The sequence below is a fragment of the Shinella fusca genome, from assembly GCF_014203155.1.
Taxonomy (GTDB): domain Bacteria; phylum Pseudomonadota; class Alphaproteobacteria; order Rhizobiales; family Rhizobiaceae; genus Shinella; species Shinella fusca.
In genome coordinates this window covers 193,008-209,368 of sequence record NZ_JACHIK010000006.1, presented here as the reverse complement: position 1 = coordinate 209,368, position 16,361 = coordinate 193,008, and the positions used below count along the sequence as shown (strand labels likewise).

Sequence of the window (16,361 nt, the reverse complement as noted above, 5' to 3'; positions counted from 1 at the left end):
TTAGAGCGCGATTTCGACCCAGCCATAGGGCGGCAGGGTAGTCTCTTTGCCCGCCGGGAGGGCCACGGCCTGCGACTCCGGCGTGATGTTCGCCAAGAGCAGACGCTCCGGCGAGGCAAGGCCCAGCACCGCATCCGGCCGCGACGTCTCCACCGAGAGCACCGGTTCGCCCGCCAGTGCGCCGAGGCGCGCAAGCACATGCCCAAGCGGCCGCATATTGCCCTCCGCCGTCGCTTCGCCCGTCCCGGCAACCAGCCCGAACGGGCCGGCGAGCGTCGAGAGCGTCAGCACCTCCAGCCCGGCGGAAGCGACCGTCGCAGCATAGGCCAGCGTCCAGGCCGCGCCGAACTGGCCGTTATGCCGCGGATCGACATTGGCCATGGGGATGCGCGCACCGGACGGATTGTCCTTCGTCGCGCTGCCATAGGGGTTCTGCCGCATGGCGATGGTCGAAGGGCCGATGCGATAGGGCTTCTCGCTATAGATGGCGCGGGCCGAACTCACGACGAAGCGCAGCGCCTCGAAGGTCTGCATGACGGAAAGATCGTCGGCCGCATGCACGATGGGGTTCGTGCAATGGCTGACATAGTCGACCAGTTCTCCCGGCACGCGCTTGCGGTTGAGTTCGGTGAAATAGCTCATCATGCCGCCGCCGAGCCGCACGCCCGGAAAGGCGGCGCGCGCCGCGGCATAGACATCTTCCAGCGGCGGGCAATCCGGCCACGCGCTGCCCGGCGGCGTCGACTGGCGGTCGACGGACGGGCAGACGAACAGCGTGTCGAGGTGAAGGCCGGCCGCGCGCGCCAGCGCGGCGAACCCGGCCATCTCCTCACCCAGCGGGCGCTTGCAGGGCACCGCCAGCTCCAGCGTCACCTTGAGGCCGGATCTTTCCGCAACCTGCGCATAGCCCTGCAAGGCGGCAAGGCCATGGCCCGCATCGGGGTCGAAATGGGCGATCAGGTGCCGGGCACCGATGGTTTCCAGCATGTCGAGCGCGGACAATTCCTGCGCGAGGCAATCCGGCCTGAGGCCGACGCCGATCTCGGGAAAGCGACGGCTCGTCGGTGTGAGTTGCAAAATGACGGCGCCGGACGCGCCGGCAGCGGGCGCGGCATCGCCTTCCGCCGCAATCGTGACGGTGACGGACTGGCGGAAGGGCTCGCCCTTCGCCACGCGATAGGGCCAGGGCAGCGCCAGCGGCCGCACATAGGTCTTGTAGGACCCGTCGGTCCAGTTGCGCTGGTCCTCCATCTCGAAGATGTCGCCGCCGAACGCCGTCATCGCCGAAATGCCGGGCGCGACATTGTGCGTGATGGCGGAAATGTCCTTGAAGGGCTGCCACGGCTCGATTTGATCCGGCCAGCACGACCGCTCGACGCTGCCGTCGCTGTGCCGGACCTCGACGGGCTCGCCCGCCACGCCGACGATGGGATGCAGCACGGCAAAGCCCGCGCGGGCCGTCTCGAAATCGGCGTCGCTGACGCAATCGGCAGCGAAGGTCACGGCCTTGGCCGTACCGGAGATCGCCACAGTGCAATCGAGGTTGGCGCCGGAAGGCGCGGTGAAGCGGGCCTTGTAGGCGACGGAGAAGCCATCGCCTGCCTCTTCCACGGAAAGATCGGTGATCCTGGCCGCGCAGGTGCCCCAATCCTTGTCCCGCACGAGGAAGGCGACGGCGCGCAGCACCTCGTGGCCGCGAAACCGCAGGGTGCGAAGGTTGCCGTCCTGCAAGGCCACGCTCAGGTCGCCGGCGACGAGAATGCGGCTTTCCGGCTCGCGCTCGCTCGTCCCGTAGAGCCTGACGAGGTCCGCACTCATGCCAGGAGGTCCGCAAGGGCGACGGTCCCGCCGCGCTCGGCGCTGAGATAGGCGGCCTCGACGAGGGCGAAGGTCTTGAGATTGTCGCGGCCGGACGTGTCCGGCTCGCGGCCCGCCGCCAGACGCTCGATCCAGTGCTTCTGGATGAGCGCCACGCTCTCCTGGATATTGTGCCAGGGCCGCGAGGCCCATAGCAGGAGGTTCGGCGCGACGACGCTTTCCACCGTGCCCTCGGGGCCGTGGACGGTGAGCCTGTAATCCTTGCCGAGGCGCAACGTGCCCTTGTCGCCGTCGATCTCGACAAAAGTTTCCGGGAAGGGTTCCTCCGGCAGCTTCGTCGCATAGCTGACATCGACGATGGAGGTGATGCCGTTCTCGTGGCCGAGCAGCATGGTCGCCACGTCCTCGCCGGCGATATCCGGGTTGATGCGGCGCGTGCGCGCGGTCATGCTTGTGGCATCGCCGAAGAGGAAGCGGGCGATATCCAGCGAATGGATGCCAAGGTCCTCGATGATGAAGCGCTTTCCCCTGGCGAGATAGGGCTGGCCGGAGAAGACGTCAAAGCCGGAGCGGAAGGAGACGCGGCCCCAGAAGGGCGTGCCGATGGCGCCGCTGTCCAGCACTTGCTTCACCGCGAGGATCGGCGTCTGCCAGCGGAAATTCTCGTGGATCATCAGCGGAATGCCCGCCGCCTCGGCCGCGGCGACCATGGCCTTGGCATCGGCCAGCGTCGGCGCGAACGGCTTCTGGCAGATCGCCGGAACCCTGTGCTTCGCGGCAAGCTCCACCAATGCCCGGTGACTGCCCACGGTCGTCGCGATGTCGACGAAATCGAAGCCGCCGTCGGCGAACATTTCCTCGGCCGACGAATAGCGCCGCGCGACGGAGAACTGGTCGCCGACGATGGCAAGCCGCTCCGCATCGCGGTCGCAGATCGCCACGATCTCCACGCCGGCAAGGTCCTGCCAGCCGTGCATCTGGTTGACGGCGAAGAAACCGCAGCCGATCAGCGCGCCCCTGAACCTCGCCATCTCAGCCAGCCTTTGCCATCTGCATCAGGGTCACGCGCTGCTGGAGGCGGCGCTGCGCCTGGTCGACCACGACCGCCACGATGATCACGAGGCCCTTGATCACCATCTGCCAGAAGGAACTGACACCCATCATCACCAACCCGTCGGAAAGAATGCCGATCACGAAGGCGCCGATGATCGTGCCGCCGATCGTGCCGCGCCCGCCCGACATGGATGTACCACCGAGAACGGCCGCCGCAATGGCGTTGAGCTCTAGGTTCGTGCCGGTCGCCGGATGCGAGGCCATCAGCTCGGAGGAGATGACGAGGCCGACGATGGCCGCGCAGAAGCCGGAGAACATGTAGACGAACATCTTCACGCGGTTGACGCGGATGCCGGACATGCGGGACGCGCGCTCATTGCCGCCGACGGCGAAGATGTGCCGGCCGAGCGGGACGAAGCGGGCGAAATAGGCAGCGCCCAGCGCGACGACGATGAGGATCCACACCGAGACGGGAAGCCCGAGGATCGTGCCGGAGCCGAGATAGGAAAAGCCCTGGTTGCCGAGGTCTTCGCGCCCCGTAAGGTGCGGCAGGGTCTGGCCGTCGGAATAGAGCAGCGCCATGCCGCGCGCCACATAGAGCGTGCCGAGGGTGGCGATGAACGGCGCGACGTTGAGCCGGGTGATGAGGAGGCCGTTGACCGCGCCGATGACGATGCCCGCCGCCATAACGATGACCGCCACCTCGAAAACGTTGAAATAGACCGTGTAGCCGAACGGCAGGGCGACGCCGTACATGATGAGGCCGCCGGCGATCATGCCGCAAAGGCCAACGATGGAGCCGACCGAAAGGTCGATGCCGCCGGTGATGATGACGAAGGTCATGCCGATGGCGAGGAAGGCGTTCTGCGTCGCGTGCTTCGACATCAGGATCATGTTCGCGGTCGACAGGAAATTCGGCGCGAAGATCGAGAAGAAGATGATCACCGCGAAGAGCGCGATGAAGGTCCTCAGCTTCATGAGCGTGAGCAGGGCCGCCCCGGTGGACAGGCTGTTGCCGGCGGCAGTTTGCGTTGCTGTCGTCATCACGCATGCATCCTTTTGGTTTTGTGCCCTGCCGCGGAGGCCGAGACGATCATCTCCTCGGTGGCGTCCTTGCGGTCCACCACCGTCACCAGCTTCCCGTTGCTCATCACGGCGATGCGGTCGGAAAGCGCCATGACCTCTTCGAGGTCGGAGGTGGAGAAGAGGATGGCAAGCCCCTCGCCCGCCAGTTGCCGCATGGTGCGGAAGACGTCCGCCTTCGCGCCGACGTCGATGCCGCGGCTCGGCTCGTCCATCAAAAGCACCTTCGGCCCGGTCATCAGCGCCTTGCCGATGACGACCTTCTGCTGGTTGCCGCCCGACATGGAGGTGACGTCCAGTTCCGGGTTCTTCGCCTTGATCGAGAGGTTGCGGATCGTCTCGAGGATCGCGGTCTTCTCGCGTTTCAGGTCGATATGGAAGCCGGCCCTGAGGAACTGGCCGAGGCTCGCCATGGAAAGGTTGTCGGCAATCGACATGGACTGCACGAGGCCTTCGCGCTGGCGATCCTCCGGGATCAGCGCCAGCCCCTCGCGGATGCGTTTCGTCGTGTCGCGGCCCTTCAGCGCCTCGCCGCCGACGAAGACCTTGCCGGTCGAATGCTCGTGCCGGCCCATGATGCATTCGAAAAGCTCGGAGCGCCCCGCGCCCATCAGGCCGTAGATGCCGAGAATCTCGCCCTTGCGCACGCCGAGCGAGACATGGTCGACCGCATAGCCGCCCTGCGCGCGCGGCAGGCAGATATCCTGGGTGCGGAAGACCTCTTCGCCCATCTCGTGGTCGACCTCCTTGGCGAAATCCTTGGCGTCGGAACCGATCATCGAGCGCACGATCCAGCGCGTGTCGATGTCCTTGACCATGGCGTGGCCGGTGATCTGGCCGTCCTTCAGGACGGTGACGTAGTCGCCGATGCGCATCAGCTCTTCCAGCCGGTGCGAGATATAGACGATGGCAACGCCCCGCGCCTTGAGGTCGGCGATGACGCGGAAGAGCACGTCGACTTCCGCCGCACTCAACGCAGATGTCGGCTCGTCCATGATGAGAATGCGCGTGTCGAGCGAGACGGCGCGCGCGATCTCGACGAGCTGCTGCTGGCCGATCGGCAGGTCCTCGGCGAGCGTATCGGCGGCAATGCCCGCTTCGAGGCGGTTCAAAAACTCGTTGGCCTTCTCGACCTGCGCCTTGTGGTCGATGCCGCGGATGCCGCGGGTAATCTCGCGCGTCGCGAAGATGTTCTCGGCGACGGAGAGATTGCCGAATAGGTTCAGTTCCTGGAAGACGATGCCGATGCCGTGGCGCACCGCGTCGGCGGGGCTGTCGAGGTGGATACGCGCGCCGTCCATCCAGATCTCGCCGAGCGTCGGCCGCTCGACGCCGGCGATGATGCGCATCATCGTCGACTTGCCGGCGCCGTTCTCGCCGACAAGCACGTTCACCGCGCCGCGGCGAAGTTTCAGGTCCGCCTTCTTCAGCGCGACGATGCCGGAATAGGCCTTGGTGATGGCCTTCAGTTCGAGAATGACGTCGCCATCGTTACTGCCGCTCATGTCAGCCTCCGATGGCGATGGTGGCGGGGACGAGCTGCGGCAACTGCCCCTTGGCCGGCAGCGGATAGGCGCCCGTCGCCGTCACCGTCTTGCCCGTCAGCCCCTCGCGCGGCAGCTTTTCCAGAATTGTGGCGTTCACATGGGTGTTGAACGCCTTGCCGAACTGCGCCCATTCGATCTGGTTCTTGAAGGCGTTGAAATCGACGAAGTCGAGGCAGTCGCGCAGCGCCGTGCCGCGGATGGCCGGGCCGATGGAAACGCGCACATCCGCCTTGGCGTCGCCGTCGACGTCGACGTCGACATAGGCCGCGCGCGAATTGGTCTCTTCCGCGACGATCACGCCGTCGACCTTCGCCATGAAGGTCCAGGGCGCATTGCCCTGCTTTGCCTTGTAGCCGTATTTCCGGCCCGCCGCGTCGGGATCGGCGGCCGTCGCCGCCAGCACCTCCGCAAGGGGGGCGGCGCGCTTTTCGAGATAGGGCAGCACCTTGCCGTCCCACATTTCGGCAACGAGCGTGTCGGGATCGAAGGCCCCGGCCTGATCCTCTTTTTCCTTGTCGGCGGTTTTCACGAACTTGCAGCCGGCGAGCCCGAAAGCTGCGGCGAACACGATGACGGCGGCGGCCTTGAAGCGCATGGGTCGGTACTCCGGCATATGGCAGGGCGCGGGATGGCGATCACCCCGCGCCCGCTTCTTTCGAAGATCAGTCCTTCAGCGCGAAGGTCTCGAGCTTGTCGGCATTGTCGGCGTTGATCAGCACGCAGTCCATGAGCTGCTTTTCTTCCGCCGGCTTCTTGCCGCTCGTGATGAAGTCATGCGCCTGCTGGACGGCGAGCTGGGCCTGTGCATAGGCCGGCTGCAGCACGGTGGCCTTGATGCCGCCCGCCTTGATGGAGTCGCGAACGTCGTTCGAGCCGTCGAAGCCGGTGACGATCACGTCCTTCTTGCCGGCCGCCTGGAGGGCGGCGATGGCGCCCATCGCCATCGTGTCGTTGCCGGCGATGACGCCCTGGATATCCGGATTGGCCTGAAGGATGGTCTCCATCTTGGAATAGGCTTCCGTCTGGCTCCAGTTGGCCGACTGCTGGGCGACCATCTTCATGTCCGGATATTCGTCGATGACGTCGTGGTAGCCCTTGGAGCGGATGCCGGCATTGGTGTCGGATTCCTTGCCGACGAGCTCGACATAGTTGCCCTTCTCGCCCATCAGCTTGACGAATTCCTCGGCGCCGAGCTGGGCGCCCTGGTAGTTGTTCGAGACGATCTGCGAGACGGCGACGCCGGCCGCGTTGATCTCGCGGTCGATCAGGAAGGACGGGATGCCCGCGTCCTTGGCCTTCTGCACGGCGGCAACCGAAGCGTCGGCACCGGCATTGTCGAGGATGATCGCCTTCGCGCCGCGGCCGATCGCCGTGTCGATGAGCTGCGACTGCTTGTTGGCGTCGTCGTCATGCACGAGGACGAGGGCCTCGTAGCCGAGTTCCTTGGCCTTGGCTTCCGCGCCGACGGCCTCGGCCTTGAAGAAGGGGTTGTCGTGGCTCGGCGTGATGATGGCGATGAGGTCGGCGGCGAACGACGGCATGGCGACGCCTGCGGCCATGACGGCAGCAAAACCGACAGTGATCAGTCTACGGGTAACCTTCATATTTTCCTCCCGGTTAAGCACCGGCCTCCCCGGCCATCCCTCCATGGAAACTGGCCGATCCGGTGCGATCTCTTGGGCTGGCGCCCGCTGCAAATCAGGTGATGCGATGGATGCTGGCCGCGATTTCCGCAGGCTCGAAGACGCGCTTCCAGTCGTCCTTCATCAGCACCGGCTTGCCGAATTCGATCGCCTTGTTGCAGGCGTCGGAGAAGACGCCGGGCGTCTCCTCGAAGATCACGGCGCCGAGCACGTTCATGTGGCCGAGCAGGAAGTCGCGGGCGGCCTCCTTGGCAACGCCGCGACGCACGCATTCGTCCATGGCCTCGCGCATGACGACGAGCAGCGAGGCGCAGACGGTTTCCGAAAGGCCGGGCTCCAGGAGCGCCATCTGCTCGACCGTGACGCGGTGCGAGCGCATGACCGGCGCCCAGATGACCTTGGCGATCTCCTCGCCGAGCGCATAGGCCTCCTCCGGGCCCTGCATCAGGGCGGAAACGATGTGCTGCTTGGCGGCGATGCCGCCGAAGAAGTCGCGCTTGGCCGCCGGGTCCGTCTCGTCGTTGAAGATCGGCGGATGGCAAGGATGCGTGACGAAATAGGTGAGGTCCGCGCGCTCCGGCAGGTGGCCGGCAAAGGGCGCGGCCGCATCGAGCGCCACGACCATCGTGCCGGGCTCCAGCTTGTCGGCGATGCCGGCGGCGACCTTGCCGATGGCCGTATCGGGAACCGCCAGGATGACGACGTCGGCGCCCGCAAGGCCCTCTTCGGGCGAAACGCAGGCAATGCCGAGATCGTTCGAAAGGCGCGCCTTGCCGGCCTCGCTCACTTCGACATGGCAGACATCGAAACGCGAACCCTTGAGATTCTTGGCCAGCCGGTAGCCCATTTTGCCACCAGCACCGAACAGCGCGATCGATGTCATCGAAGACCTCCCTGAATGCGCACGACCGGACGACGAGCCTGTCCGGCCGGAATTTCCTCCTCCGGGCAACCCGGCGTGAGCTTATATCCTTCAACTGGTATGACATGTCAATGACTATCTCTGTAAATATGTGATGTCTTCATGAACAGCGCAAAAAAAGCCGAACGTCCTGCGACGTTCGGCCCGATGATCCGGATAATAGGGAAAACCGCTCAGAGGCGTTCGGCGATGGTCCTTGCGATCAGTGCGAGGGAGACGGCGCCGGCATCGGGATGGCCGACGCTGCGCTCGGCGAGCGGGCGGGCGCGCCCGAGCCGCGGAACGAGCGGCGCCGTTGCCTGCGCGGCCTCCTCGCAGATGGCGCTCGCCTTATGCCATGCGGCCTTCAGCGGCAGGCCCTCCGCGTGCCCGGCTTCCAGCGCCTCGACGAAGGGCACGAAGGCGTCAACCAGCGTCTTGTCGCCCGGCTTCGCTCCGCCGAGCCGCATCACGTCGTCGAGCGCAAGGCGCGCGCCGCGCACCGCATCCGCCTCGCCGACAGCTTCCCCGTCGGAGAAAGCCGAGCTCCACGAGCGGAGCAGCAGCCCCCAGATGGCGCCGGACGTGCCGCCGGCGCGGTCCGCCCAGGCATCGCCCGCGGCCGCAAGCGCACTCCTTGCACCGGCGCCGCCGGCAACGGCCCTTTGGATCGCCTCACGCGCAGCGCCCGCTCCGCGCCGCATGCCCTGCCCGTGGTCGCCGTCGCCGGCAAAGGCGTCGATGCGGCCGAGTTCGGCTTCGGCCTCGCCGAGGACGGAGACCATGGCGTCGAGGATGCCGGCAAGGCAGCGGGCGCTCTCCTGCGACGCGGGAGAGGCCGGGCCGAAGCGCAGCGCCTCGTCCTCCACATCGGCCCTTGCCGCCGCCGGCTGCGTGCGAAGCGTCTCGCCGCGGCGGAAGACGGGCGTGTCGCACGGTGCGAGCCAGTAGCGTTCCAGTTCCTCGTCGAGCCACATCACCGTCAGCGAGCAGCCCTGCATGTCGAGGCTGGTGACATATTCGCCGACTTCGGGCGCGACGAGATCGACGCCCGATGCCTGCAGCAGGCTTTCCACCACGCCCCAGAGGACGAAGAGCTCCTCGTACTTGGTGGCGCCGAGGCCGTTGAGCAGAACGGCGGCGCGGCCTGCGCCGGCAGGGCGTTCCGCAAGGACGGTCTCCACCAGGAGCCTTGCCAGGTCGCTTGCCGGCACGATGTCCGTATCGCGGATGCCGGGCTCGCCGTGGATGCCGAGGCCGAGCGCCATCATGCCCTTCGGCACGGTGAAGAGCGGCTCCTTCGCGCCCGGCAGGGTGCAGCCGCCGAAAGCGACGCCGAAGGAAAAGGTGCGGCTGTTGGCAAGCCGGGTGACGCGCTCGACCTCGCCGATGGAAAGGCCGGCCTCCGCCGCCGCGCCGGCGACCTTGAAGACCACGAAATCGCCCGCGATGCCGCGGCGCTGCAGGGGCCGGTCGGGCGGCGCGCTCGCCACGTCGTCGGTCACCGTGACGATGCGCACGTCGATGCCTTCGGCGCGCAGGCGCTCCGCCGCAACGCCGAAATTGAGGACGTCGCCGGCATAGTTGCCGAAGCCGAGGACGATGCCGCCGCCATGGTCCGCGTTGCGGCAGACCCGCGCGACCGCCGCCGTCGAGGGCGAGGCGAAGATCTCGCCCGCCACGGCCGCATCCGCCATGCCGGGGCCGACATAGCCGGCGAAGGCCGGATAATGGCCCGACCCGCCGCCGACAATGACCGAGACCTTGCCTCTCGGCACCGCCGTCGAGCGGACGACACCGCCCTTCACCAGCCGGACATAGCGGCCATAGACGCGGGAAAAGCCCGCAAGGGCGGACGAGGCGAAGGCCTCCGGGTCGTCGACGATCTTGGTCATGAAATCCTCCTGCGGGCGATCAGGCCCCGAAGATGCAACATGGATCGGCCCGCGGAAAGGGCAAAGGCCTCAAAGGGCGACGCGGTTGAACCTTGCCAGATGCGCCGTGACCGCCGCGATCTCCTTTTCTCGCCGCTCGTCGCTCCAGCCGAGCGCCGCGGCCGCCACGCCGGCAATCTCCCCGATGCCCGCCGCCGTCAGCCCGCCCTCGATGGCGAGCGTCGTGCGGCGCATGACGATATCGGCAAGGTGGCGAACCATCTCGTTGCGGGCGATCCAGTCGATCTCCGCGCGGCCGTAGCCCTCGACATGGGCGAGCGGCGCATCGCCGACCGCCGCGATATGCGCAAGCACGGCATCGGCCGTCGTGCCGTAACGCGCCAGCAGCGCGGAAACGCGCACCGCGGGCAGGCCGCTCCGCCCGGCGCGTTCGGAGAGCCAGACCTCACGGGCCTTGCCATCCACCGGAAAGCCGCGCCCGCCGCCGATCGGCAGCATCTGCGTGCTGACCTTGCGGCTGCGGCCGAGGCGGGAAAGGATCGTATCGGCCACCTCCTCGGCAAAGCCGCGGAAGGTCGTCCACTTGCCGCCGACGAGCGAGACGACCGGGAACGGCCGCCCTTCGGCCGGCTCGGCCACCGGCGCCGAATGGTCGCGGCTGATGAGGCCGGGCTGGCTGGCATCCGAGGCCGGCAGCGGGCGGATGCCGCTATAGGCATAGACGATCTGCTCGCGGCCGAACTCCAGCTTCGGCAGCAGCGAGCGAAGGCTGGCGAGGAAGTAGTCGATCTCCTCCTCCTCGCAGCGCACCGTATCCGGATTGTCGGCCTTGATGTCCGTCGAGCCGACGAGCGCGAGGCCGAGGAAATCGTAGACGAGGCAGATGCGCCCGTCGTCCGCCTCGAAATAGATCATGCGGCCCTTGAGGCTTTTAACGAGCTCGGGATGCCGCAGCAGGATGTGCGAGCCCTTGGTGCCGCCGATCAGCTTGCCGAGAATGCCGAGCGTCGCATTGACATGGTCGATCCACGGCCCCGCGCCGTTGACGACGATGCCGGCGCGGACCAGCCGCTCGCCGCCGTCCCCGTCTCGCAGCCGCAGCACGCCGTCCGCCTGCCCGAGCAGCGCCGTATCGTTCATGGCGGCGGAAGCGGGGCTCGCATTAAGGCCGTCGCGCACCAGTTCCCAGACGAGCCGCTCCGGCCGGCTGATCTTGGCGTCGTAATAGATGCCGCCGGCGACGATGCGCGGGGTGATCGCCGGCATTTCCGCAAGCGCCCGGCGGCGGAAGAAGAACCGGTGTTTCGGCATGACGCGATGGCGCGCGCCGTAGAGGTCGTAGAGGGCAAGGCCGATCTTGATGAGCACGGCGCCGCGGCTGCGCGGGGCCGTGGTAGAGCCGAAGAGCGTGCGCAGCGCCGCGAAGGCCCCCTTCATCAGCGAGAAGGAGGGAATGAAGGTCGGCAGCGGCTCCACGCAATGGGGGGCGTTGCGCAGCAGCAGGTTGCGCTCCAGCGTCGACTGCGCGACGAGGCCGAGCTCGCCCGTCTCCAGGTACTTGATGCCGCCGTGGATGAGGCGCGAGGGTGCGGCGCTGGTGCCGGAGCCGAAATCGGCCTTGTCGACGATCAGGCACTTGAGGCCCTGAAGGCAGAGGTCGCGGAAGAGCCCTGCCCCGTTGATGCCGGCGCCGAGGATGACGACGTCGAAGGTCTCGACCGTGCCGGCTGTGATGTCCGTCATGATGGGTATTCCTGCTCTTATTCCGCGCCGAGACGCCGCAGCGTCGGCCAGAGCGGCTTCATCGCCTCGGCGAGGTCGAGGAAGACGCGGTATTTCTCGTCATAGGCCCGTTGCCGGACGGGGTCGGGCCGGTAGGTCGTTTCGATGGCGGCAAGGTCGCGCGGATCGTCGGTCGGCGAGGCGAAGAGCCCGGCGCCCGCTCCCGCACAGAGCGCCGCGCCCCAGGCCGCCGCCTCCTCGGTGCGCGTCGCGGTGACCGGCATGCCGAGGATATCGGCGAAGAGACCGGCCATGGCGGGGTTGCGCGAGATGCCGCCCGTCAGCCGCGCGGCGGCCGGCGCGAAACCGTCACGAAGCGCATCGACATGGACCCGGTGGTTGAAGGCGATGCCTTCCAGCACCGCGCGCACCAGATCGCCCCGGTCGTGCCAGGCATTGAGGCCGTAGAACCCGGCGCTCGACGCCCCGCCGAAGGGCGAGCCGAAGAGATAGGGATGGAAGAAGACGCCCGACGGGCGCTTGCAGGCGGCCTCGAACTCCCTGCCGAGAACCGCATGGATGCTTTCGCCGGCGGCTTCGGCCTGCCGCGCGTCGGCGGCGCAGAACTGGTCGATGAACCAGTCGTAATTGGCCGTGGAGGCAGGCGAGATGGACATGCTGTTCCATTCGCCGGGCAGGATGCCGTTGCGGCAGAACCAGCGGCCGTCGACCTTCGGCGCGCGGGACACCGTCTCGTTGATGGAATAGGTGCCGGCAATGACCGCCACCATGCCCTCGCCATAGCCGCCCATGCCGAGTGCGGAGGCCGTGACGTCGTGGAGGCCGGCCATGACGGGCGTGCCAGCGACGAGCCCCGTCAGCCGCGCGGTTTCTGCGCTCACGCCGCCGACGACCTCGGTGGACGCCGCCATCGGCGGCTGCCGGCCGGCAAGGCGCTCCAGCCCGAAGAGGCGGAAGGCCTCCTCGGCATAGTCCTGCGTGCGCACATCGGTGAAGGACGTGCTCGCCTCCGTGCGGTCCGTGCCGATGGTGCCGGTGAGGCAGAAGCGCAGCCAGTCCTTCGCGGCGATGAAATGGGCGATGCGGGCATAACGCTCCGGCTGGTGCTCGCGGATCCAGTAGAGGATCGCGGAGGGCGCGGAAGCGTGCGGCTTCTGGCCGGTCAGGTCCAGCGAGCGTGCGCCGACCTCGCCCTCGTTCCACGCATCGGCAATCGCGCCGGCGCGCGTGTCGAGCGAGACGATGGCGTTGCCGAGCGGCCGACGGTCCCCGTCGAGCAGGTAGATGCCGTCGCCATGGGCCGTCGCGGCAATCGCGACGATATCGGAAGCCGGGCGCCCGCAGGCGGCCACCGCCTCGCTTATGGCATCGGCGGTCGCGGACCAGAGACCGTCCATGTCGCGCTCGACATGCTGCGGCGCGGGGATCAGCTGGGGAACGCGTCGCCGGGCTATGGCAAGCACCGTCCCGTCCGCGTCGAAGATGACGGCCTTGGTCACCGTCAGGCCGCTGTCTATACCCATGATGCAGGGCATCCATGCCTCCATTCTCAAGCGAATGGCGGAACGGCGACCGGCATGACGGGCAACCGCGGCAGCGGCAGCCTCAGCCGGCCCGTTCCCCGTCCGCCACGATGACGTTGATCCCCTTGGCCCGCATGCGCGAAAGATGGGAGATCGGGATATCCTCGTCGACGATCACCGCGTCGAACTCCTGGAGCGTCGCGAAGTGATGCAGCGCGCGCCGCTCGAACTTGGTGTGGTCGGCCAGAAGCACGCGGCGCGAGGCGCTTTCGAACATCGCCCGCTTGGTCTCCACCGTCTCCGGCGACTGGTGGTAGACCACGTCGTCGACGATGGCCGACAGCGACATGAAAACGGTATCGGCGCGCAGCCGGCGGATCTCGTTGGTGGTGATGTGCCCCATGAAGGCATTGCACCAGTGGTAGAACTGGCCGCCGAGACAGATGAGGTTGAGGTCGCTCACCTCCTTCAGCTCGTTGATGAGGACAAGCGAATTGGTAATGACCGTCAGCGGCACCTTGGCCGGCAGGAAGCGGGTCATCTCGTGCACGGTCGTGGCGTCGTCCATGAAGATCGCCTGCCCCGGCTCGACGAATTGCATGGCGGCCTTCGCGACCGCCTTCTTTTCCCTCGCCTGCTTGGTGGCGCGGTAGACGTCGGAGGATTCGATCAGGCTCGTGGGCGCGGCCGAGACGATGCCGCGCGTCTTGCGGAAGAGGCCGCGGCTGACGAGCTCGTCGACATCGCGGTGCGCCGTCATGAGGCTGATGCCGAAGCGCTCGGTCAGGTCCTCGATGCGGATGGAGCCTTCGGCGATGACCGTCTCGGCGATCATCCGGCGGCGCACGAGCTGGCGCGCATGCCGGCTGTCGCTCGGCAATTCTTCCGAAAGCAAATCCTTGACGTCGACTTTCTTGTTCACGGGGAGACCCTGCCATGCTGCGAAGATAGAGGTTTCGTATCTCGTATCGGGCGGCAAGGAAAATGCCAAGCTGGTCCGGGTTGGGGTCGGGAGCGCCCCGAAGGGCGCCCCCGGATCGACTTACTCGCTCAGGACGAAGGGAGCGGTGTACTTGTCGACATTGTCCTTGGTGATCAGGAGGCAATCGAAGAGCTGCTTTTCGGTATCGACGCCCGTGGAGCCGTTCTTGATCAGGTTGTCGGCCTGCTTGACGGCCTGTTCCGAGAAGACGGCGACCGGCTGGAGGACGGTGTACTGCAGTTCGCCGGCCTTGATGGCGGCGACCGCGTCCGGCGAGCCGTCGAAGCCGCCGACCTTCACCTGGTCGAGCTTGCCGGCTTCCTTGAGGGCGGCGATGGCGCCGAGGGCCATTTCGTCGTTGCCGCTGATCACGCCGATGATGTCCGGATGAGCCTGCAGCATGGACTGCATCTTGTCATGGCCCTTGGTGCGGTCCCAGTCGGCCACTTCCTTGGCGACCTTTTCGAGGTCCGGATACTGCGTCAGGACGGTCTCATAGCCGTTCGAACGGGTCGCCGCATTGTTGTCCGAGGGAGCGCCGAAGAGCTCGACATACTTGCCCTTGTCGCCGACAGCCTCGACCCACTGCTGGGCACCGAGGGCTGCGCCCTGGGCGTTGTTCGAGACGAGCTGCGCCTTGGCAAGGCCTTCCTGGTTGATCTCGGCATTGACGAGGATGACCGGGATGCCCGCGGCGACGGCCTTCTTGACCGCGCCGACCGAACCGTCGGCATTCGCCGGATCGAGGATGATGGCGACCGACTTGTTGGTGATCGCCGTGTCGATCAGGTTGCTCTCGGTGTTGGTGTCACCCTTGTGGGCGCCGACATTGGCCGTGTAGCCGAGGCTCTCGGCCGTCTTCTTGGCCACTTCGCCTTCCGTGAACCAGTAGGGGTTCGACGGGTCGTTGACGATGACCGTGATGAGGCCTTCGGCCCATGCGGTGCTGAAAAGCAGCGGCAAGGCGGCCGTTGCGGCGAAAAGTACACGCATTCCTTTTTTGAACATGATCTCACTCCCTTTGTTGAGTTCGGTTGCGCCGGTTTCCGGCAATACTTTCCGCTTCCGGGCCATTCGATGGTCCGCCTCTCCCGGCCGCGGTCAGTTCCAGTCGGGCGCCGCTTCTCAGCGGCGGCCGTATTTGATGCTGTTCAGAAGAACCGCGGTGACGATGACGGCGCCGGTGAAGACCGTCTGCCAGTAGGCCGAGACCCCGATGATCACGAGGCCGTCCGACAGGAAGCCGATCACGAAGGCGCCGAGCATGGTGCCGACGACCGTGCCGCGCCCGCCCGTCAACGCCGCCCCGCCGATGACAACGGCGGCAATCGCCGTCAGCTCGTAGGTCGTACCGGCCGTGGGCCCTGCCGAGGTGAGCTGCGAGGAGAGCACGAGGCCGGCGACGGCCGCGCAGATGCCGGAAAGCACATAGACCGTGATCTGCACGCGCTTGACCGGCACGCCCGAAAGCTCCGCCGCACGCTCGTTGCCGCCGGACGCGTAGAGCCAGCGGCCGAAGGCCGTGCGGGAGAGCAGGATATGGCAGACGATGGCGAAGACGAGCAGCACGATGACGCCGATCGGCACGCCGCCGAGGCGGTTGAAGCCGAGCCAGTCGAAGCCGGTATTGCCGAGCTCGGGACGGCCGCCGAGATTGTTGTAGGTAAGGCCGTTGGTCATCAGGAGCGCGATGCCGCGGGCGACATAGAGCACGCCGAGCGTCGCCACGAAGGCCGGCACGCGCAGATAGGCGATCAGCACGCCGTTGACCGCGCCGACGACCGCGCCGAGCAGGCAGGTCAGCACCACGACGACCCAGACGGAGGGATAGAGGATTACGCCGAGCTGCGGCAGCGCCACACCCTGCATGAGGAACCCGGCGACGACGCCGGCGAGCCCGAGCGTCGAGCCGACCGACAGGTCGATGCCGCCGTTGAGGATGACGAGCAGCATGCCGACCGCGAGCAGGCCGAAGATGGCCACATGCGAGGCCATGATCAGGAAGTTGTTGAGCGTGAAGTAGTTCGGCGACATCAGCGAGAAGACGACGACGATGGCGATCAGCGCGAAGAAGGCGCGGCCCTCGAACAGCAGCTCGACGAAGCTCTTCTTGCGCTTGCCGCCGCTTACCGCCGCTTTCGTGTCCATTGCAGGTGTGACTGACATGCTGGAG

At 66.8% G+C, this 16,361-nt stretch carries 13 protein-coding genes; all 13 read right to left on the bottom strand.

The features are described from left to right. Entirely contained in the window at window positions 1-1,818 is a 1,818-nt protein-coding gene (gene apnL / locus HNQ66_RS11430; RefSeq protein WP_184144195.1) for a D-apionate lactonase, read from the bottom strand. Then, window positions 1,815-2,849, bottom strand: a complete 1,035-nt coding sequence (locus tag HNQ66_RS11425) for a Gfo/Idh/MocA family protein (RefSeq protein ID WP_184144193.1) — start codon at window positions 2,847-2,849, stop codon at window positions 1,815-1,817. Before HNQ66_RS11425 ends, apnL begins: the two co-directional genes overlap by 4 nt. Window position 2,850: 1 nt before the next feature. Then, window positions 2,851-3,915 carry an ABC transporter permease gene (locus HNQ66_RS11420; RefSeq protein WP_184144281.1) on the bottom strand — a complete coding sequence of 355 codons (1,065 nt, stop codon included), beginning with the start codon at window positions 3,913-3,915 and terminating at the stop codon, window positions 2,851-2,853. Continuing rightward, entirely contained in the window at window positions 3,915-5,459 is a 1,545-nt protein-coding gene (locus tag HNQ66_RS11415) for a sugar ABC transporter ATP-binding protein (RefSeq protein ID WP_184144191.1), read from the bottom strand. The genes HNQ66_RS11420 and HNQ66_RS11415 overlap by 1 nt, the downstream gene beginning before the upstream one ends. Before the next feature lies 1 nt (window position 5,460). After that, window positions 5,461-6,096 (bottom strand): DUF2291 family protein, encoded by a 636-nt coding sequence (locus tag HNQ66_RS11410; protein ID WP_184144189.1) that lies wholly within the window; start codon window positions 6,094-6,096, stop codon window positions 5,461-5,463. A 67-nt stretch (window positions 6,097-6,163) separates the two neighbouring features. Continuing rightward, entirely contained in the window at window positions 6,164-7,105 is a 942-nt protein-coding gene (locus tag HNQ66_RS11405; protein WP_184144187.1) for a D-ribose ABC transporter substrate-binding protein, read from the bottom strand. Between the two features lie 94 nt (window positions 7,106-7,199). Further along, window positions 7,200-8,027 (bottom strand): phosphogluconate dehydrogenase C-terminal domain-containing protein, encoded by an 828-nt coding sequence (locus HNQ66_RS11400; protein WP_184144185.1) that lies wholly within the window; start codon window positions 8,025-8,027, stop codon window positions 7,200-7,202. 212 nt (window positions 8,028-8,239) lie between these two features. Then, window positions 8,240-9,940 carry a dihydroxyacetone kinase family protein gene (locus HNQ66_RS11395; protein WP_184144183.1) on the bottom strand — a complete coding sequence of 567 codons (1,701 nt, stop codon included), beginning with the start codon at window positions 9,938-9,940 and terminating at the stop codon, window positions 8,240-8,242. A gap of 69 nt (window positions 9,941-10,009) precedes the next feature. Then, the gene (locus tag HNQ66_RS11390) at window positions 10,010-11,683 is read right to left on the bottom strand and encodes a glycerol-3-phosphate dehydrogenase/oxidase (RefSeq protein ID WP_184144181.1); all 1,674 of its coding nucleotides are present in this window, start codon (window positions 11,681-11,683) and stop codon (window positions 10,010-10,012) included. Window positions 11,684-11,700: 17 nt separating this feature from the next. Beyond that, window positions 11,701-13,218, bottom strand: a complete 1,518-nt coding sequence (locus tag HNQ66_RS11385; protein ID WP_184144179.1) for an FGGY-family carbohydrate kinase — start codon at window positions 13,216-13,218, stop codon at window positions 11,701-11,703. Between the two features lie 70 nt (window positions 13,219-13,288). Continuing rightward, entirely contained in the window at window positions 13,289-14,041 is a 753-nt protein-coding gene (locus HNQ66_RS11380) for a DeoR/GlpR family DNA-binding transcription regulator (protein ID WP_380779097.1), read from the bottom strand. A gap of 207 nt (window positions 14,042-14,248) precedes the next feature. Further along, window positions 14,249-15,196 carry a D-ribose ABC transporter substrate-binding protein gene (locus HNQ66_RS11375; RefSeq protein ID WP_184144177.1) on the bottom strand — a complete coding sequence of 316 codons (948 nt, stop codon included), beginning with the start codon at window positions 15,194-15,196 and terminating at the stop codon, window positions 14,249-14,251. 117 nt (window positions 15,197-15,313) lie between these two features. After that, entirely contained in the window at window positions 15,314-16,354 is a 1,041-nt protein-coding gene (locus HNQ66_RS11370; RefSeq protein WP_184144175.1) for an ABC transporter permease, read from the bottom strand. Window positions 16,355-16,361: the final 7 nt, after the last annotated feature.

Bases quoted from the DNA above. Each gene is read 5' to 3' on its own strand.
- HNQ66_RS11415 (WP_184144191.1), bottom strand. From the start codon at position 5,459: ATGAGCGGCAGTAACGATGGCGACGTCATTCTCGAACTGAAGGCCATC.
- HNQ66_RS11375 (WP_184144177.1), bottom strand. From the start codon at position 15,196: ATGTTCAAAAAAGGAATGCGTGTACTTTTCGCCGCAACGGCCGCCTTG.
- HNQ66_RS11395 (WP_184144183.1), bottom strand. From the start codon at position 9,940: ATGACCAAGATCGTCGACGACCCGGAGGCCTTCGCCTCGTCCGCCCTT.
- HNQ66_RS11400 (WP_184144185.1), bottom strand. From the start codon at position 8,027: ATGACATCGATCGCGCTGTTCGGTGCTGGTGGCAAAATGGGCTACCGG.
- HNQ66_RS11410 (WP_184144189.1), bottom strand. From the start codon at position 6,096: ATGCGCTTCAAGGCCGCCGCCGTCATCGTGTTCGCCGCAGCTTTCGGG.
- HNQ66_RS11390 (WP_184144181.1), bottom strand. From the start codon at position 11,683: ATGACGGACATCACAGCCGGCACGGTCGAGACCTTCGACGTCGTCATC.
- HNQ66_RS11385 (WP_184144179.1), bottom strand. From the start codon at position 13,218: ATGCCCTGCATCATGGGTATAGACAGCGGCCTGACGGTGACCAAGGCC.
- apnL (WP_184144195.1), bottom strand. From the start codon at position 1,818: ATGAGTGCGGACCTCGTCAGGCTCTACGGGACGAGCGAGCGCGAGCCG.
- HNQ66_RS11380 (WP_380779097.1), bottom strand. From the start codon at position 14,041: ATGATCGCCGAGACGGTCATCGCCGAAGGCTCCATCCGCATCGAGGAC.
- HNQ66_RS11370 (WP_184144175.1), bottom strand. From the start codon at position 16,354: ATGTCAGTCACACCTGCAATGGACACGAAAGCGGCGGTAAGCGGCGGC.
- HNQ66_RS11425 (WP_184144193.1), bottom strand. From the start codon at position 2,849: ATGGCGAGGTTCAGGGGCGCGCTGATCGGCTGCGGTTTCTTCGCCGTC.
- HNQ66_RS11420 (WP_184144281.1), bottom strand. From the start codon at position 3,915: ATGACGACAGCAACGCAAACTGCCGCCGGCAACAGCCTGTCCACCGGG.
- HNQ66_RS11405 (WP_184144187.1), bottom strand. From the start codon at position 7,105: ATGAAGGTTACCCGTAGACTGATCACTGTCGGTTTTGCTGCCGTCATG.